16 protein-coding genes are annotated in these 17,310 nt (G+C 68.7%); 9 read left to right on the plus strand and 7 right to left on the minus strand.

The features are described from left to right. The first annotated feature begins 44 nt into the window (after positions 1-44). Complete coding sequence (locus HQ308_RS17240; RefSeq protein ID WP_222647331.1) at positions 45-1,967, plus strand: dynamin family protein; 1,923 nt, start codon at positions 45-47, stop codon at positions 1,965-1,967. Then, positions 1,964-3,433, plus strand: a complete 1,470-nt coding sequence (locus HQ308_RS17245; RefSeq protein WP_027506933.1) for a dynamin family protein — start codon at positions 1,964-1,966, stop codon at positions 3,431-3,433. Before HQ308_RS17240 ends, HQ308_RS17245 begins: the two co-directional genes overlap by 4 nt. Before the next feature lie 2 nt (positions 3,434-3,435). Here HQ308_RS17245 and HQ308_RS17250 read toward each other — a convergent pair whose 3' ends face one another. Continuing rightward, positions 3,436-3,993, minus strand: a complete 558-nt coding sequence (locus HQ308_RS17250; protein ID WP_222633014.1) for a hypothetical protein — start codon at positions 3,991-3,993, stop codon at positions 3,436-3,438. 181 nt (positions 3,994-4,174) lie between these two features. Here HQ308_RS17250 and HQ308_RS17255 point away from each other — a divergent pair, with 181 nt between their 5' ends. Then, positions 4,175-5,470 carry a lipase family protein gene (locus tag HQ308_RS17255; RefSeq protein ID WP_261776255.1) on the plus strand — a complete coding sequence of 432 codons (1,296 nt, stop codon included), beginning with the start codon at positions 4,175-4,177 and terminating at the stop codon, positions 5,468-5,470. A gap of 24 nt (positions 5,471-5,494) precedes the next feature. Here the strand turns inward: HQ308_RS17255 and HQ308_RS17260 are convergent, their stop codons facing one another. Further along, positions 5,495-6,340 (minus strand): hypothetical protein, encoded by an 846-nt coding sequence (locus HQ308_RS17260; RefSeq protein WP_222647332.1) that lies wholly within the window; start codon positions 6,338-6,340, stop codon positions 5,495-5,497. A 151-nt stretch (positions 6,341-6,491) separates the two neighbouring features. Here HQ308_RS17260 and HQ308_RS17265 point away from each other — a divergent pair, with 151 nt between their 5' ends. Continuing rightward, complete coding sequence (locus HQ308_RS17265; protein WP_222640629.1) at positions 6,492-7,208, plus strand: SDR family oxidoreductase; 717 nt, start codon at positions 6,492-6,494, stop codon at positions 7,206-7,208. Positions 7,209-7,213: 5 nt separating this feature from the next. Here HQ308_RS17265 and HQ308_RS17270 read toward each other — a convergent pair whose 3' ends face one another. Beyond that, positions 7,214-8,341: an ABC transporter permease gene (locus tag HQ308_RS17270; protein ID WP_261776257.1), complete on the minus strand. Its 1,128-nt coding sequence runs from the start codon at positions 8,339-8,341 to the stop codon at positions 7,214-7,216. Position 8,342: 1 nt separating this feature from the next. Continuing rightward, positions 8,343-9,200: an ABC transporter ATP-binding protein gene (locus tag HQ308_RS17275; RefSeq protein ID WP_222647333.1), complete on the minus strand. Its 858-nt coding sequence runs from the start codon at positions 9,198-9,200 to the stop codon at positions 8,343-8,345. 452 nt (positions 9,201-9,652) lie between these two features. Here HQ308_RS17275 and dnaK point away from each other — a divergent pair, with 452 nt between their 5' ends. Genes dnaK through HQ308_RS17295 form a run of 4 tightly spaced genes read left to right on the plus strand, consistent with a single transcriptional unit; the run spans position 9,653 to position 13,777 of the window. Then, positions 9,653-11,497, plus strand: a complete 1,845-nt coding sequence (dnaK, locus tag HQ308_RS17280) for a molecular chaperone DnaK (RefSeq protein ID WP_027506927.1) — start codon at positions 9,653-9,655, stop codon at positions 11,495-11,497. Beyond that, complete coding sequence (grpE, locus tag HQ308_RS17285) at positions 11,494-12,102, plus strand: nucleotide exchange factor GrpE (RefSeq protein WP_051613622.1); 609 nt, start codon at positions 11,494-11,496, stop codon at positions 12,100-12,102. The genes dnaK and grpE overlap by 4 nt, the downstream gene beginning before the upstream one ends. A gap of 43 nt (positions 12,103-12,145) precedes the next feature. Then, positions 12,146-13,327: a molecular chaperone DnaJ gene (gene dnaJ, locus HQ308_RS17290; protein WP_027506926.1), complete on the plus strand. Its 1,182-nt coding sequence runs from the start codon at positions 12,146-12,148 to the stop codon at positions 13,325-13,327. A 27-nt stretch (positions 13,328-13,354) separates the two neighbouring features. After that, complete coding sequence (locus HQ308_RS17295) at positions 13,355-13,777, plus strand: heat shock protein transcriptional repressor HspR (protein WP_027506925.1); 423 nt, start codon at positions 13,355-13,357, stop codon at positions 13,775-13,777. A gap of 3 nt (positions 13,778-13,780) precedes the next feature. Here the strand turns inward: HQ308_RS17295 and HQ308_RS17300 are convergent, their stop codons facing one another. The 3 genes from HQ308_RS17300 to HQ308_RS17310 form a co-directional block, all read right to left on the minus strand. Continuing rightward, positions 13,781-14,536 carry an FAD-binding oxidoreductase gene (locus HQ308_RS17300; protein ID WP_308115804.1) on the minus strand — a complete coding sequence of 252 codons (756 nt, stop codon included), beginning with the start codon at positions 14,534-14,536 and terminating at the stop codon, positions 13,781-13,783. A gap of 13 nt (positions 14,537-14,549) precedes the next feature. Beyond that, positions 14,550-16,025 carry a trehalose-6-phosphate synthase gene (locus HQ308_RS17305; RefSeq protein ID WP_027506923.1) on the minus strand — a complete coding sequence of 492 codons (1,476 nt, stop codon included), beginning with the start codon at positions 16,023-16,025 and terminating at the stop codon, positions 14,550-14,552. Between the two features lie 119 nt (positions 16,026-16,144). Beyond that, entirely contained in the window at positions 16,145-16,312 is a 168-nt protein-coding gene (locus HQ308_RS17310) for a hypothetical protein (RefSeq protein ID WP_200933864.1), read from the minus strand. A gap of 164 nt (positions 16,313-16,476) precedes the next feature. Between HQ308_RS17310 and HQ308_RS17315 the strand changes: the two genes are divergently transcribed. Then, complete coding sequence (locus HQ308_RS17315; RefSeq protein ID WP_027506922.1) at positions 16,477-17,289, plus strand: alpha/beta fold hydrolase; 813 nt, start codon at positions 16,477-16,479, stop codon at positions 17,287-17,289. Positions 17,290-17,310 lie beyond the last annotated feature (21 nt).

The following is a 17,310-nucleotide window of genomic DNA, read 5'->3' on the forward strand; positions in this document are numbered from 1 at the left end:
CAGACGCGCTCGACCCGTTGCCACCGCAGACAGATCGGGACCACATGCAGAACGACGCACCACCCGCCGTGCAGACCGGCGCCGGGAAGACCCCCGCGCCGACGCAGGCGACGCAGCTGGCCGAGCTCCTGTCCCGGATGGGCGAGGTGGCGTCCGGTGCCGGTCGCCGCGACCTTCTCGACCGGTTGACGGCGGCGCGTGAGCGGGTGCTCGATCCGCGCCTGCGCATCGTCGTGGTCGGACCGCTCAAGCAGGGCAAGAGCCAGTTCGTGAACTCGCTGCTGGGCCTCGACGTGTGTTCGGTGGGCGACGACGAGACCACCGCGGTGCCCACGATGGTCGCGTACGCGGAGACCGAGCGGGCGGAGCTGGTGGTCGGCGAGATCGGTGCCGACCCGGTGCGCATCGACATCCCCATGGCGGACATCCATGCCGTCACACCGACCGACCCGCGCGCGGAGGGTCGCGAGATCCTCCGCCTCGAGATCTCCGTGCCCAGCCCGCTGCTGAAGGACGGGCTCGTCGTCATCGACACCCCCGGCGTCGGCGGCCACGGCAACCCGCACGCCAACAGCACCCTGGGTCTGGTCACGTCGGCGGATGCCGTTCTGGTGCTGTCCGATTCGAGTCAGGAGTTCACCGAGCCCGAGGTGGCCTTCCTGCGCCAGGTGGTAACTCTGTGCCCGGCGGTCGCGTGCCTGGTGACCAAGACCGACCTGTACCCGCACTGGCGGCGCATCGTCGAGGCCGATCGCGGGCACCTCGCGCGGCAGGGCATCGACGTTCCGCTGATGCCGATCTCGTCGATGCTCCGCTCGCACGCGCTGCGGCTGAAGGACGATTCGCTCGACAAGGAGGCCGGCTTCCCGGCTCTCTACGACTTCCTCCGCGGTGTGGTGCAGCGCGCCGACGCCACCACTCGCAAGGCCGTCGCTCTCGACGTCCGCTCGGTGTCCGAGCATCTCGCCCTCGCCCTGGGCAGTGAACTCGCGGCGCTTCGCGATCCGGAGACCGCCGCCGCGGCGGTGGCCGGTCTGCAACAGGCGCGGGCCAACGCCGAGGACATGCAGAAGCGCAGCAGTCGGTGGCAGCAGACACTCAACGACGGCATCACCGATCTGGCCGCCGACATCGACCACGACCTGCGAGACCGGCTGCGCGTCATCACCCGTGAGGCGGAGGAGGCGGTCGACGGGGGAGACCCGGGCAAGGACTGGCCGCGCATCGGTGAGTGGCTCGAGGACCAGATCGCCTCCGCCGTGGGGGACAACTTCGTCTGGGCGCACGAGCGGTCCCTGTGGCTCGCCGAGACGGTCGCTCGGCACTTCGCCGAGACGGCCGATGCGCACATCCCGGCGATGAACATCGCGAACGTCGACGGCGTCATGGACCCGGTGACCTCACTGGGGGACCTCGAGTCCGGCCGGATGGGCATCACCTCGAAGGTGCTCGTGGGCATGCGCGGCTCCTACGGCGGCGTGCTCATGTTCGGACTCATCACGACGATGATGGGACTGGCGCTGCTCAATCCGATCTCGCTCGGCGCCGGAGTCCTGTTGGGCAGCAAGGCCTACAAGGACGACAAGGAGGCGCGGGTGCTCAAGCGGCGGGCCGACGCGAAGGTCGCCATCCGCAAGTTCACCGACGACGTCAGCTTCCAGGTGGGCAAGGAGTCCAAAGACCGCCTGCGGCTCGTCCAGCGCCAGCTCCGTGACCACTTCACCGACATGGCCGATCAGACGGTGCGCTCGGTGAGCGACTCGCTGCGGGCCGCGCAGGAGGCGGCGACCGGCGCCTCGTCCGAGCGTGCCGCGCGCACAGTCGAACTGGAGCAGTCACTGAAGAAGATCTCTGCACTGCGCAGCATCGCGCAGAAGCTCGACCCCGAGGCCGTCGAGGCCGCCGAGGCAGACAAGGTCGTCGAGGCGGCTCGTGCGGACCGCACGCAGATCGGTACCGGCTCGTGAGTGTCACGCTCGACCGTGCGCGGGAACTCGTCGCGGCGGCGCAGGCGGAGTACGTGCGGGAGCCGGACGTCCGGGATGCGTTGCGCGTCTGCGCGGACCGGCTCGACGAGCCGCTGCGCGTCGCGCTCGCCGGATCACTCAAGGCCGGCAAGTCGACGCTCCTCAACGCGCTCGTCGGACAGGACATCGCCCCCACCGACGCGACCGAGTGCACCCGCGTGGTCACGTGGTACCGCCGCGGGACGTCTCCCTCGGTGACGGCCCGGTACGACGGGGACCGCTCGATGAGCATCCCGGTGTTGCGACGGGGTGGTCGACTGTCGTTCGACTTCGGCGATCTCACCGCGGACCGCGTGGACCGCCTCGACGTCGAGTGGCCGGCGCGAACCCTGGCCCGCAACACCATCATCGACACCCCCGGCACGTCGTCGCTGTCCCTGGACGTGTCCGAGCGGACGTTGTCGATGTTGACGCCCGAGGACTCCGCGTCCGGCGCCGACGCCGTGGTCTATCTCCTGCGCACCCTGAGCGCGTCCGACACGTCGTTCCTCACCCGCATCAACGACGCGGTCGGTGGCGACTCCGGCCCCCTCGGCGTGGTCGGCGTCGTCTCGCGTGCCGACGAGGTGGGCGCCGGTCGCATGGACGCGATGATGTCGGCCAAGGAAGTGGCGTCCCGCTTCGCGGTGGAGCTCGAGAAGACCGGTCTGTGCCAGGCCGTCGTGCCCGTCGCCGGCCTGCTCGCCCTCGGGGCACGGACGTTGCGGCAGAGCGAGTTCGGCGCGCTCGTCGCGTTGGCCGACGCTCCGCCCGACGACCTCCAACTGGCGATGCTGTCGGCCGACCGCTTCTCCCGCCCGGACATGCCACTCCCCGTCGATGCGGAGACGCGCGCCGGACTCGTCGACCGTTTCGGGCTCTTCGGCATCCGGATGGCCGTCACGCTCATCCGCATGGGCACGCGCGATTCGCCCTCGCTCGCACGGGAACTCGTCGAGCGCAGTGGACTCGAGGAGCTACGGCACATCATCGACGTTCAGTTCGGCGAGCGAGCCGACCAGCTCAAGGCGCACTCGGCCCTCGTCGCTCTCGATCGCGTGCTGCGCGCCTCACCGGCCGCGGGATCGCGCGCCATCATCGACGAGGTGGGATCCACCCTCGCCGACGTCCACGGGTTCAAGGAACTGCGTCTGCTCGGTCAGCTACGGGCACGCGAGGTGCGGCTGCCCGAGCCGGAGAAGGCGGAGCTCGCTCGACTGGTGGGTGCGCAGGGCACCGAGACGACGACGCGGTTGGGGCTCGATCCCGACGACTCGGTGGAACTGCAGCGCAAGACGGCCTTCGACGCGGTCCGCAGTTGGCGCTCCCGCGCGTCCCATCCGCTGCTCGACCGGTTCACGGCGCGGGCGTGCGACATCGCCGCGCGCAGCGCCGAGGGCATCCTCGCGGAGCTCGACCGCCGCTGAGATCAGCGCCGGACGGGAGCGGCTGCGAGCCATCGCCCGACGGCGGGGACGAACAGCGGAGCGGTACCCAGCAGAGCGAGGGCCGCGACAACGAACGGCGCATACGTCGTGGGCTGCTCCAGCGCATCGGAGGTCGCGATCCAGAACGCGATCGATCCCGCGGCCGCGACGATGCCGACCACGGTCAGCGTGGATCGTCCGGTGGGGCGTCGGCCGCGGATCTGCAGGATGCCGGCCAGTCCCACCAGGAGAACGACGGCGCCGACGGCAGCACCGGCGACGAGCGTGATGAGGACCGTCGAGTCGATGTCCTCCGCCGAGGTGCCGGGGGCGTCGGCCGAGAGGACGTCGGCGAGGCGCGACCGTAGTCCCTGGTGGTCGAGTCCCAGCAGCGCGCCGGTGGCCGCCAGGACGACGAGGCACAGACTCCACAGGATCACGGCGGCATCGACGGCGCGTGGGCGCTCGTCGGGAACCGGCTCCCGCATGGGCGTCACGTGCACCGACGGGCGGGGCGGCTTCGGGGGTTGCGAGCCTTCGACACTGTCCGACGCGTTCATGGCTTCAGGCTAGAGGGTCTGTTTCCGCCGGACCCTGTTGTGGTCCGGCCCCGTCCGCTCGGGCTCGGAAAGTGATCGAGCACGAAGTCCGCGGTCGGGGTCACACGGCCTTCTCGGAAGTGGGCCTCATCACTTACGGTCAGGGCGGTAGTGGGCCCGCCAGGGCCCCGTTGTCGATGGGATGAATGTGCGGAAACTGCGGTCTGCCGGCGTCGGTCTGGTGATGTGTCTCGGTCTGTTCGGCGCGGTGGTGCCCACGGCGACCGCCGAACCCCCCGGCCCGGCGTCGAGCTTCTACACGCCCCCCTCACCGCTTCCCGCCGGGAACGACGGTGACCTCATCCGTACCGGGCCGTCGAATCTCGCACTGTCGCTTTCCTTGCCGCAGGGACCGATCCCCGGCACCGCGACGCGCCTGATGTACCGGTCGCAGGACGCCAACGACGCGCCGGTGGCCGTCACCGGGACGTACATCGACCCGTCGGCCGAGTGGACCGGCCCCGGTCCGCGCCCGCTCGTGGTGATCGCCCCCGGCACCCACGGCCAGGGTGATCAGTGCGCGCCGTCGCACCAGCTCAACAACGTCCTCACCTACACACCCGTGCTCGGACTCATGGTCGAGTACGAGCTCCTCTCCACCTACGCGCTGCTCTCCCGCGGCTACGGCGTCGTCATCACCGACTACGACGGGCTCGGCACTCCGGGAGCGCACACCTACGTCAACCGCGCCGCGGAAGCGCACGCGGTGCTCGATGCGGCCCGCGCCGCGCAGCAGCTCGGCAACACCAAGGTCGGTTCCGATTCCCCGGTCGGCCTCTGGGGTTACTCCCAGGGCGGCGGCGCCGTGGCAGCGGCCGTGGAGCTCGCTCCCGAGTACGCCCCGGAGCTGGACATCAAGGGCACCTACGCCGGCGCGCCCGTCGCCGATCTGGCCGCGACGCTGGCGCAGGTCGACGGCACCATCCTCACCGGTGTCATCGGCTACACCCTGAACGGTCTGCGCCGGTCCAACCCCGAGTTGGGTCCGATCATCGACGCGTCGACGAACCCGGCCGGCAAGGCTGCGCTGGCGGCACTCGAGAATCAGTGCGTCGTGGAAAGTGCACTCACCGTGGGCTTCCACCGCACCAACGAGTGGATCACCACCGGCGAGTCGCTGTCGGACTACCTGAAGCGCATTCCCGAGGCGCAGACGGTTCTCGCCGAGAACAAGATCGGTAACCGCACACCCACCACGCCGGTCTACATCGACACCGGCACGGGCGACGACATCGTGCCGCACGGCCAGGCAGTCGATCTCGCCGCAACCTGGTGCGGAAAGGGCTCGAACGTCCAGCTGAACACTCAGCAGCTGCCGTTCTTCCTCCCCGGGCTCGCGCTCGGCCACGTCCTGCCCGACTTCATCGGACTCGGCGCCGGCACCAACTGGCTCGACGCCCGGTTCCGCGACGTTCCGACAGCGGGTAACTGCGCCTGACCCGTCACCGCCGAAGCGCCTCGATCACAGTCGATCGAGGCGCTTCGTCGCGTTCCGGACCCTCGCGGTCGAGGCGTCCTTCTCCGACGCCGCCTCGGAACGCGCGTCCTGCGCCGACTCCAGGTCCTCGCGTGCCTTCTCGAGCTGCTCGATGAGGGCGTCGACCGACTCCTTCAGCTCGTCGACGCGATGGTCGGCGTGCTCCAGCGCCTCGGTCGCATCCTGCAGCGCAGCCTCGGCGTCGTCGAGTTCGGCCTGTGCGCGGGCCCGCTGCTCTTGCTTCTCCCGTTCGGCGGTGTCGTCGGGTTCGGGTTCTTGCGCAGGTTTGTCGTCTTCGGCGGGTTCGGGATCGACGGACACCAGCCCCATAGGGCCGAACCCGCTGTACTCGGCGGCCCCCAACATCCGGCCGCGCCGCACCTCGTCGGCGATGTCCGCATCGGACAGCGCCGCATTCAGGCTCTGCGTCACCTCGCGCCCGACGTCCTCGCCGATCGGGTGACCGCGATCCTCCGCGATCTCCGCAGCCCGGCTCGCCAGCGCGCGCACCGCGCGTTGCCGCTGCTTCGTCAACGTGCGGAGGGTGGCACCCGACGGTCGACCGGCCGGCCTCCGGCCTTCCCTCAGATGTTGCTGCGCCTCACGAAGTGCTTCGCCGAGGTCGAGCAGGTCTGTGACGTCGTCCTCCGCGTCGCGCACCGTCACGTTCAGCACCCACCCGACGATCGTCGGTTTGCGCAGCGCACCGATCTGCTTGGCCAGGGCCTTGTCGCCGTCGGAACGCGCCTGCTTCTGCCGGCCGGTGCGCGCGGCGACGAAGTCGGACGGGTCCAGCCCGTACAGCTCGTCGGCCACCTCGTCGAACGTCATGCTGGTCGATTATGCCGCCACGCTGTGGCCATAGAGAGTTCGAATGGCAAGTCCCCGAACTATCGATAGCGCGATGGGATGATGCTGCGGGCCCGGTGCGCTGAACCTTCCGTGGCCGCGAGAGACGGGGCCGCGGAAGGGACACACCGTCATGAGCACTCTGCAGAACACCCGCATCCTTCTCGTCGGCGGCTCGTCGGGCATCGCGCGGCGCATCGCCGAGGACGCGCTCGCCGCCGGCGCGGAAGTCGTCCTCGGCAGTCGACGCCCGGAGGCCCTGGCCGACACTGTCGCCGAGCTCGGCTCGGGCGCATCGGCGGTGCACCTCGACCTCGACGACGAATCGTCCATCGCCGCCGCCGTCACCACGCTCGGACCTCTCGATCACGTCGTGTCGCTCGCGGCGAACCACGCCAACGGCCCGGTCGCAGACCTCGACCGCGCCGCCGTCGAGCGCGCGTTCGCAGCCAAGGTCGTCGGACCGATCCTGCTGGCCAAGCACTTCGCGCCCACGCTGCGGGACGGCGGCTCGTTCGTGTTCTTCTCCGGTGTCGCCGCATGGAAGCCGGCGCCGGGCCTCGCCGTCATGGCCACGACCAACGGTGCTGTCGCATTCCTCGCGGAAGCGTTGGCCGTCGAACTGGCACCGTTGCGGGTCAACGCCGTCTCGCCCGGCATCGTCGACTCGGGTTCGTGGGACGGCATGGGAGACGGGAAGCAGAAGATGTTCGACGCGACGGCTGCCTCCAATCCCGCACGGCGCGTGGGCCGCCCGGAGGACGTGTCGGCAGCGGTGCTGCTCGCCCTGACCAACACCTTCGTCACCGGAACCACCCTCCACGTCGACGGGGGTGGACGGCTGAGCTGAGCGCCTCAGGCGATCCGCACGCCCCTCGGCAAGGTGCGGGCCGGAACGCGGAGTCGCCGCGCGGCGACCGTGAGTCCGAGAGCTCCCAGGATGACATTGACGGCCAGCCCGAGGTACCAACTGTCGCCGACCTTTCCGGATTCGAACGCGACCTGCTCGTCGTAGAAGCTGCGGTTCGAGGCGCTCACGCGGTAGGTCGACACGGTGTCCGCGCAGGTCGGCTCCGTCAGGTACGGGCCCGTGCGCGCCGTCGAGAGCGTCTCGGCTATCGGGCGCGCCACGCTGGGATCGGGTGGCCGCTCGTCCGACATCCAGACACGTACGCTCGGATTGTCATGTGCGGCCACCACGTCCGGGAGAATGAGAAACGGGTTGGGCGCCAACAGCCACCAGATACGCTCGGTGTGCTCGTAGGAGCGCACCGTGGCCACGTCGCGACAGTCCGGAACGGTGTCGAACGAATCGTCCACGTACGTGTACTCGGCGCCCACCACCTCGTGGTCCTCCGCCGTGGTCGAGTAGAGCAGGCCGAACAGTGCCGGGAGGCCCAACACCAGGAAGAACACGGTGGCCTGCGTCAGGACGGCCGAACCTGCCGGCCGAGCGGTCAGGGCGGAGTACCCCAGCCCGATCCCGCAGTAGCACAGGAAGATCAGGCAGAGAACGATCACGCCCAGCACCGAGGTGCCGATGCCGTAGGGCGCGGCGACGATGCCCCACACCAGGTACGGCGACGCCACGGCGACGAGGGCAAGGCAGGACACCCACGACCCGAGAAGTTTGCCTACGGCCAACTGCCAGTGGCTGATCGGCGTCGCCTGCACCACGGCGAGTGTCGCGTCCTTGCGGTCACCGTTGATCGAGGTCGCCGTGAGGGTGGGGGCGAGGACCACGCCGAGGAACAGCTCGACTCCCAGCACGACCGCGTACAGGTTGCGCGCCCAGCCGTCGTAGTTCGCATCGGCTTCGTCGACGGACAGTGCCAGATACATCGATCCGAACACGGCCAGCGAGATCACCGTGAAGGTCACCGCCAGGGTGACGCGCCACCGCGTGGTGCGCAGTCGCTGCCGGAGTTCGAGGCCGATCAGTACGCCGACCACCGACCACCAGCTGCTCATCCGTGCCGCCATGTCAGGTCCTGTCCGCGTCGAGGGCGAGGTACGCGTCCTCGAGTTCCGAGTCGACGCGGGCGAACTCGGCGACGAGCACTCCCGAGTCGACGACCGTGCGCAGGTGTCGCGCCGCGGCCTCCTCGTCGGGGAAGTGCAGGATGTCGGCCGACGATGCAGGCCGGCCCACCGCGCGTAGTCGCCAGGATCGTTCGGTGGCGGGTGCCGACTCCCGCGTGCGCCCGTCCGTCATCACGAGCACGTCGTCCACCATCTCCGACAGTTCGGTGAGGATGTGGCTCGACACCAGCACGGCGCATCCGTTGTCGGCGAGCCGGCGGACCTCGTCGCGCAGTTCGACTCGTGAGCGCGGGTCCATGCCGGACGCCGGCTCGTCGAGCAGCAGGATGCGCGGTCGGTGGACCAGAGCGCGGGCGAACCCGAGCCGCTGCTTCTGGCCGCGGGACAACTCGTGCGCGGGTCGGTCGGCGCGATCGTCGAGGTGGACCTGCTGCAGCAGTTCGGCGGCGCGGGCACGGGCGTCCTGCGACGACAGCCCGTGCAGCCGTCCGAACGTCGACAGGATCTCGGACGCGGTCAGGCTGTCCCAGGTGCCGAACACATCCGGCATCCACCCCACGGCCCGCCGGAGTGTGACCGTCTCGACGGGAGCTCCGTCGAGTTCGAGTGTGCCCGAATCGGGTGCGAGCAGCCCGGCGAGCATGAGCAGTAGTGTCGTCTTTCCCGCGCCGTTCGGCCCGACAAGGCCGGTGACCGTGCCGGGAGCGAGCGTCACGTCGGCGTGCGCGACGGCAGTGTGTCCGCCGAAGGTTCGGGTGAGGCCGCGTGCCGTCAGGGTCGTGCCGGGAACCGGTGACATGCCGTGGACCCTAACCGTCGGACGCGCGTGCTCAGCCACACTCTCGCGTCGAATTCCGCGGATCTACAGAAAGCCTCGCGATCGGGTGGGTTCACACGCGCCGACCATGCGTGAGTGCCCTCAACTTGCTGCCGGAGGCGGGATCCCGTCGATCCGGTCGACCTGTGGATGCTGAGGCACGGCCGAGTGCAGGTTTTGCCACATTTTCGCGTCGAATGCTGCCGATCCGCAGAAAGCCTCGCGATCGGGTGGGTCCAGACACGCGGACCACAGCCGGCCGACCACTCCGGGAACAAACTCGTACACCCCTCCGTTGAGCCGTACGACTGCCATTGAGCGTGGGTCACTCAAGTACGACTTGACGGGGCGAGAATCCGACAGGCAGACTTGAGCGCAGTTCGCTCAGGCAGACGCTCGAACGATCACAGCAGCATCTATCAGGAGGTCTTCACATGGCTCGTGCGGTCGGAATCGACCTCGGGACCACCAACTCGGTCGTGTCCGTCCTGGAGGGCGGCGAACCGGTCGTGGTGGCCAACTCCGAGGGTGCACGCACCACCCCGTCCATCGTCGCGTTCGCCAAGAACGGAGAGGTTCTCGTCGGCCAGTCCGCGAAGAACCAGGCCGTCACGAACGTCGACCGGACCATTCGCTCCGTCAAGCGCCACATCGGCACTGACTGGACCGTCGGCATCGACGACAAGAAGTACACGTCGCAGGAGATCAGCGCGCGCACGCTCATGAAGCTCAAGCGTGACGCCGAGGCGTACCTGGGCGAAGAGATCACCGACGCGGTCATCACGGTGCCCGCGTACTTCGAGGACGCACAGCGTCAGGCCACGAAGGAAGCCGGCCAGATCGCCGGCCTCAACGTCCTGCGCATCGTCAACGAGCCCACCGCCGCCGCTCTGGCGTACGGCCTGGACAAGGGCGAGAAGGAACAGACCATCCTCGTGTTCGACCTCGGTGGCGGCACGTTCGACGTGTCCCTGCTCGAGATCGGCGACGGTGTCGTCGAGGTCCGCGCCACGTCCGGTGACAACCACCTCGGTGGCGACGACTGGGACGAGCGCATCGTCACCTGGCTCGTCGACAAGTTCAAGGCTCAGAACGGCATCGATCTGACCAAGGACAAGATGGCTCTCCAGCGCCTGCGTGAGGCTGCGGAGAAGGCGAAGATCGAGCTGTCCTCGAGCCAGAGCACGTCCATCAACCTGCCGTACATCACGGTGGACTCGGACAAGAACCCGCTCTTCCTCGACGAGCAGCTCAGCCGCTCCGAGTTCCAGAAGATCACCGCCGACCTGCTCGACCGCACCCGCGCGCCGTTCCAGGCCGTGGTCAAGGACTCGGGCATCGCGGTCAAGGACATCGACCACGTCGTGCTCGTCGGTGGCTCCACCCGTATGCCGGCCGTCTCCGAGCTGGTCAAGGAGCTCTCCGGTGGACGCGAGCCCAACAAGGGCGTCAACCCGGACGAGGTCGTGGCCGTCGGCGCCGCACTGCAGGCCGGTGTGCTCAAGGGTGAGGTCAAGGATGTTCTGCTCCTCGACGTCACGCCGCTGTCCCTCGGCATCGAGACCAAGGGTGGCGTGATGACCAAGCTCATCGAGCGCAACACCACCATCCCCACCAAGCGGTCCGAGACCTTCACCACGGCGGACGACAATCAGCCATCGGTGCAGATCCAGGTCTTCCAGGGTGAGCGCGAGATCGCGTCGCACAACAAGCTTCTCGGCTCGTTCGAGCTGACGGAGCTGCCTCCCGCACCGCGCGGTGTGCCCCAGATCGAGGTCACGTTCGACATCGACGCCAACGGCATCGTGCACGTGACGGCGAAGGACAAGGGCACCGGCAAGGAGAACACGATCAAGATCCAGGAGGGCTCCGGCCTCTCCAAGGAGGAGATCGAGCGCATGGTCAAGGACGCCGAGGCTCACGCCGAGGAGGACAAGACCCGTCGCGAGGAGGCCGAGACCCGCAACCAGGCCGAGTCGCTCGTCTACCAGACGGAGAAGTTCGTCAAGGACAACGAGGACAAGGTTCCTGCGGAGACCAAGGAGAAGGTCGAGTCGGCCATCGCCGAGGCTCGCACTGCTCTGAACGGCACCGACATCGCTGCCATCAAGGCAGCGGTGGAGAAGCTGAGCACGGAGTCGCAGGCTCTGGGTCAGGCACTGTACGAGTCGGCAGCAGCCGACGGAGCAGGTGCCGACGGCGCCGCCCCGACCGACGGTAGCGACGATGTCGTCGACGCCGAGGTCGTGGACGAGCCGGTCGACACGGACAAGAAGTGAGTGCTGAGGACACCGGGAAGGTAGACGCACCCGACGTCGACCCCGCCGTGGAGGAGTCCCTCGCGGGCTCCGCCACGGCGCCCCAGCCCGGTGACGTGGAGGACGAAGCAGAGGTTCTCGAGGCAGAGATGTCCGAGGGTTCCGTGGATTCCGAGACTGCACCCGAGAAGGACGAGCTGTCCGAGCGGACGGCCGACCTGCAGCGCCTCAGCGCCGAGTTCGCCAACTACCGGCGACGCGTCGCTCGGGACAAGCAGGTGGACATCGACAACGCCAAGGCGTCGGTGTTGGCCGAGTTGCTGGGTGTGCTCGACGATCTCGATCGGGCGCGCAAGCACGGTGACCTCGAGACGGGGCCGCTGAAGTCGGTGGCGGACAAGCTCGAATCCGTCATCACCGCACAGGGTCTCGTCGCCTTCGGTGACGAGGGCGACGCGTTCGACCCCGCGCTGCACGAGGCCGTGCAGCACGAGGGCGACGGCAACGATCCTGTCGTCGGCAGCGTGTTCCGCAAGGGGTACAAGGTGCGTGATCGAGTTCTGCGCACCGCCATGGTCGCCGTCGTCGACGGTTCGGGCGCCGACGCGGCATCCGACCAGGCATAGTTCGACCACAACGAAGATGTGATGTGAGAGGAGGAGGCGACCGGTGAGCCAACGGGAGTGGATAGAGAAGGACTTCTACAAGGAGCTGGGCGTCTCCTCCTCCGCGTCGCAGGACGAGATCAAGAAGGCGTACCGCAAGCTCGCGCGCGACAACCATCCGGACTCCAATCCGGGGGACGCGAAAGCGGAGGAGCGCTTCAAGGCGGTCAGCGAGGCCAATGCGGTGCTCTCCGACCCCGCGAAGCGCAAGGAGTACGACGAGGCCCGATCACTGTTCGCCAGTGGTGGTTTCGGACGCGGCGGATTCTCGCCGGGCGGCGGAACCAACTTCGGCGGCGGGGGTACGGCCGGCGGGTTCGACGTCGGTGACCTCTTCGGAGGTGCCGGTGGCGGAGCCGATCTCGGTGATCTGTTCGGCGGGTTGTTCAACCGTGGTGCGGCCGGTGGTCGTACCCAGGCCGCGTCGTCACGTCCCCGGCGCGGGAGTGATCTCGCGGCCGAGGTGACTCTCGACTTCCGTGACGCGGCGGTGGGAACGTCTGTCCCGCTGTCCATCACGAGCCCGTCGTCCTGCACCACCTGTCACGGGAGCGGCGCGAAGCCCGGCACGAGCCCGCGGGTCTGCCCACGGTGCAACGGTGCCGGTGTGGTCAGCCGCAACCAGGGCGCGTTCGGCTTCAGCGAGCCGTGCGACGACTGCCGGGGCACCGGGTCGATCATCGACGATCCGTGCACCGACTGCCGCGGCACCGGCGTGCAGAACCGCACCCGGTCGGTGACGGTGCGGGTTCCGGCCGGTGTCAGTGACGGGCAACGTGTCCGAGTGGCCGGCCGAGGCGAGGCTGGTCTGCGCGGCGCTGCCGCCGGCGATCTGCTGGTGACGGTGCACGTGAAGAGCGACGCCGTGTTCGGCCGCACGGGTGACGATCTCACCCTCACGGTTCCCGTCGCGTACAGCGAACTGGTGCTCGGCACGACGCTGTCGGTGCCGACGCTCGACGGCCGAGTCGGTCTGAAGGTTCCGGCAGGCACGGTGGACGGCCGCACCTTCCGGGTGAAGGGTCGCGGCATTCCCAAGAAGTCGAAGATCGGTGACCTGTTGGTCACGGTGAAGGTGGCCGTGCCGTCCGAGTTGGACGACGCGGCACGTGATGCCCTCGAGGCCTACGCTGCGGCGGAGAAGGCGAGTGGTTTCGATCCCCGCTCCGGGTGGCCCGGAGCCTGACGGTTCTGATGCGAGAGGAGAGATGAGATGACTCGGACGCCCAGCGATCCGCAGGATGCGCGCGACGCAGGCGCGGACCCGGATGCCCGGATCTTCGTCATCTCCGTCGCCGCAGAGCTCGCCGGCATGCACGCCCAGACACTGCGCACCTACGACCGTCTCGGACTGGTGACGCCGTTCCGCACCACCGGCGGTGGGCGACGGTACTCTCCGCGCGACGTCGCGCTGCTTCGCGAGGTGCAGCGTCTCTCGCAGGACGAGGGCGTCAATCTGGCGGGAATCAAGCGCATCATCGAACTCACCAATCAGGTGGAGGCGCTGCAGGCCCGCGTCACCGAGATGGCGACCGAGCTGGCCAAGGTTCACGCCGGGTACCGACGCGATCTCGTTCCGGTGCAACGCAGTAACGCGCTCGTCGTGTGGACGCCGCGCAACCCGAAGCAGACCTGACCGTCACCCCGTGCGGATGTTCTCCGCCGGGGTTCCCGTCGTCACCAGGGCACGCGTCGTGAAGCTCGACATCGCCGGTGATCCGCACACCAGCACGCGCTGCGACAGGTACGGCCCGCGCCGCGCCACCACCTCGCCGACGCGGCCGACGAGGTACTCGTGAGGTGCGAAGCCGGAGTCGGGTGCCGTCTGCAGCCGCACGGCCTCGGAGGCATCGAAGAACTCGTCGCGGTACGGCGGGTCCACGGGCTCGTCCACCACCGGGATCACCGTGAGCCATGGTGCTGATCGCGCCATCAGGGACAGCATGTCGGCTGCATAGAGATCGCGGGGGTGCCTGCCTCCCACGTAGAGCCGCACCCGCGGAGGTCGTGGCCGACGTGTCAGGCCCAGCAGCAGCGCGCGCATCGGTGCGAGACCTGTTCCGCCCGCGACCATCACGACGTCGTCGTCGGTGTCGTCGACACGCAGGTCGCCCGCCGGGTCGTCGAGAGTCCAGACGTCGCCCTCACGGGTCTCGCGGACAATGCTGCGACTGACCCAGCCTGCCGGTACCTCGCGAATGTGGAACTCGTACTTGCCGTCTCGCGACGGGGGCAGGGCGGGGGAGTACCGACGAGGCAGGTGCGGCGAGGTGGGCACCGTCACGGCGACGGACTGCCCCGCGGCGAACGGAACCAGCTCGCCGACGAGGCGGACGATCAGAAGATCACGGCGCAGCCGATGGCACTGCACCACTTGCGCTTCGACCACGGTCACCGGTCTTCGCGCATCACATCGTCGCCTGACCGATGTCCCGGTTGGAGATCATCTGGTTGGGCTCCTCGTCGCCGGTGCGTCCCAGCGCGGCGAGGAACGACCGCGCCCAGCGATCGACGTCGTGCGCGAGGACCTGGCGCCGCATCGCCCGGATGTGGCGTCGGCCCGATTCCGGCGTCTGCTCGATCGCGGCCATCATCGCGTCCTTGACGCTGTTCAGATCGTGCGGGTTGCACTGGTACGCCTGGCGCAGTTCGGCTGCGGCGCCGGTGAACTCGCTGAGCACGAGGGAACCGCCCAGGTCACTGCGGCACGCCACGTACTCCTTGGCGACGAGATTCATGCCGTCGCGGATGGGCGTCACCAGCATGACGTCGGCGGCCACGTAGTAGGCGATGAGCTCCTCGCGCGGAATGGGACGGTGCAGGTAGTGCACCACCGGATGTCCGACGCGGCTGAATTCGCCGTTGATGCGCCCGACCATGCCCTCGATCTCGCCGCGCATCTGCTTGTAGCTCTCGACGCGTTCGCGGCTCGGTGTGGCCAGCTGGATCATCACGACGTCCTCGGGATCCACCCGGCCCTCGGTCAGCAGTTCCAGGAACGCCTCGAGACGGACGTCGATGCCCTTGGTGTAGTCGAGTCGGTCGACGCCCAGCATGATCGTCTTCGGATTGCCCAGCTCTTCGCGCATCTCTCGTGCACGATCGCGCACCGGCTTGCGCCGCGACTTCTCGTCGAGATCGCCCGAGTCGATGGAGATGGGGAAGGCGCCCACGCGCACGGACCGGAAACCCACCTGCACCACACCGAGTTTGGAGCGGACTCCGATGTTGCCGCGCGAGGTCGGCTGGCCGGCGAGACGCCGTGCGAGGTAGAGGAAGTTCTGCGCGCCACCGGGCAGATGGAAGCCGATGAGATCCGCGCCCAGCAGGCCCTCGACGATCTCGGTGCGCCACGGCATCTGCATGAACAGCTCGACGGGCGGGAACGGGATGTGCAGGAAGAAGCCGATCGTCAGATCGGGGCGCAGCATGCGCAGCATCTTCGGGACCAGCTGGAGTTGGTAGTCCTGGATCCACACGGTGGCGTTCTCGGCGGCCGCCTTGGACGTGGCCTCGGCGAAGCGCCGGTTCACCTCGACGTAGGCGTCCCACCAGCTCCGGTCGTAGACGGGCCGGACGATGACGTCGTGGTAGAGCGGCCACAGGGTGGCGTTGGAGAAGCCCTCGTAGTAGTCGGCGACCTCCTGCTGCGAGAGCGGGACCGGGACCAACTCGAGGCCGTCGTCCTCGAACGGGTCGACGTCGACGTCGGGGACACCGGCCCATCCGACCCAGGCGCCGTTGTTGCTCCGCAGGATCGGCTCGAGCGCGGTGACGAGACCACCGGGGCTGCGCTTCCAGACTCGGGAACCGTCGGGCGCCGTGTCGAGGTCGACAGGCAACCTGTTGGCCACGACGACGAAGTCCGAACCTGATGCGGTCACTGCTGATCCTCTGTCTCGACGTCGGGGCGCGCGGTGAGGCCGGCAGCCTGCCGCGACGGTGTCAGCACGTGCTTACCCCACTCGCCGAACGCCAATCGGAGTGCAGGAGCGAGCGGCACTCAGGCGCGGACGGGCGGGTTGATCCCCAGCATGGACAGCAGCATGCGGCACTCGTCGGCGTCCGTCGCGTAGGCGGCGACGACGCGACGCGCCATGCGGGCGGTCTCGTCGGACAGGGTCTCGATCTCTTCGTCGGCGATGTCGGTCTCGGCGGGCTCGGTGGCCATGCGGGTCTCCCTGGGGTCGAACGATGTGGTGGTGCAGCCCGGTGGGGCGCACTCGCGTACCTGAACTCTACGAGTTCGCGCTCGTTCCCGGCAAAACCGGACGCGCACCGTGACCGGTAGCGTCTGCCCCGAACAGCTGTCGTATCGGAAGAAGGACATCCGCCATGCCCATCGGCACCATCAACGGCATCCGCCTCAACTACACCGTGACGGGCAAGGGTCCGCTCGTCGTCATGGTCATGGGGACGGGCAGCCCCGGCCGGGTGTGGCAGCTGCATCAGGTGCCGGCGCTCACGGCCGCGGGCTTCCGGGTGTGCACGTTCGACAACCGCGGCATCGCCCCGACCGACGAGTGCGCGGGCGGCATGACGATGGACGATCTGGTCGCCGACACCGCGGCGCTCATCGAGTACCTGCGGTCCGGCCCCGACGAGAAGGCAGCCGTCGTGGGCACGTCGATGGGTGCGCGCGTGGCGCAGGAACTGGCCTTGACCAGGCCCGACCTGGTGTCGCGAGCGATCTTCGCGGCCGGTCACGCCCGGCTCGACGAGTTCCAGAAGGTGCTCGGCGCCGGCGAGCGCGAGCTGGCGGACAGCTCGGCGACGCTGCCGCCGAAGTACGCGGCCGCGGTGACGGCGGCCCTGAACCTCTCTCCCGCGTCGCTCGCCGACCCCGCGAAGGCACGGGACTGGCTCGACCTGTTCGAGTTCTCCGTGCAGCCGCTGACCCCGGGCCAGCGTGCCCAGCTCTCTCTGGACGAGTCGTTCGACCGCCGGTCCGCGTACCGCGACATCACGGTGCCGTGCCTGGCCATGGGCTTCGCCGACGACCGGATGATTCCCGCCTACCTCTCGCGCGAGGTGGCCGACCTGGTTCCGGGCGGCCGCTACGTCGAGATCGCCGACGCGGGGCACTACGGATACCTGGAGAAGCCCGACGAGGTCAATCAGGCGATTCTCACGTTCCTCCGCGAGTAACGCCGGTCGAGCGTTAGGTTA

The organism is Rhodococcus sp. BP-241 (assembly GCF_019836145.1).
In the GTDB taxonomy this organism is placed as follows: domain Bacteria; phylum Actinomycetota; class Actinomycetes; order Mycobacteriales; family Mycobacteriaceae; genus Rhodococcoides.

What these genes read in the sequence shown, in the direction of transcription:
- HQ308_RS17240 (WP_222647331.1), top strand. Translation starts at nt 45, where the DNA reads ATGCAGAACGACGCACCACCCGCCGTGCAGACCGGCGCCGGGAAGACC.
- HQ308_RS17250 (WP_222633014.1), bottom strand. Translation starts at nt 3,993, where the DNA reads ATGAACGCGTCGGACAGTGTCGAAGGCTCGCAACCCCCGAAGCCGCCC.
- HQ308_RS17255 (WP_261776255.1), top strand. Translation starts at nt 4,175, where the DNA reads ATGAATGTGCGGAAACTGCGGTCTGCCGGCGTCGGTCTGGTGATGTGT.
- HQ308_RS17260 (WP_222647332.1), bottom strand. Translation starts at nt 6,340, where the DNA reads ATGACGTTCGACGAGGTGGCCGACGAGCTGTACGGGCTGGACCCGTCC.
- HQ308_RS17265 (WP_222640629.1), top strand. Translation starts at nt 6,492, where the DNA reads ATGAGCACTCTGCAGAACACCCGCATCCTTCTCGTCGGCGGCTCGTCG.
- HQ308_RS17270 (WP_261776257.1), bottom strand. Translation starts at nt 8,341, where the DNA reads ATGGCGGCACGGATGAGCAGCTGGTGGTCGGTGGTCGGCGTACTGATC.
- HQ308_RS17275 (WP_222647333.1), bottom strand. Translation starts at nt 9,200, where the DNA reads ATGTCACCGGTTCCCGGCACGACCCTGACGGCACGCGGCCTCACCCGA.
- dnaK (WP_027506927.1), top strand. Translation starts at nt 9,653, where the DNA reads ATGGCTCGTGCGGTCGGAATCGACCTCGGGACCACCAACTCGGTCGTG.
- HQ308_RS17295 (WP_027506925.1), top strand. Translation starts at nt 13,355, where the DNA reads ATGACTCGGACGCCCAGCGATCCGCAGGATGCGCGCGACGCAGGCGCG.
- HQ308_RS17310 (WP_200933864.1), bottom strand. Translation starts at nt 16,312, where the DNA reads ATGGCCACCGAGCCCGCCGAGACCGACATCGCCGACGAAGAGATCGAG.
- HQ308_RS17315 (WP_027506922.1), top strand. Translation starts at nt 16,477, where the DNA reads ATGCCCATCGGCACCATCAACGGCATCCGCCTCAACTACACCGTGACG.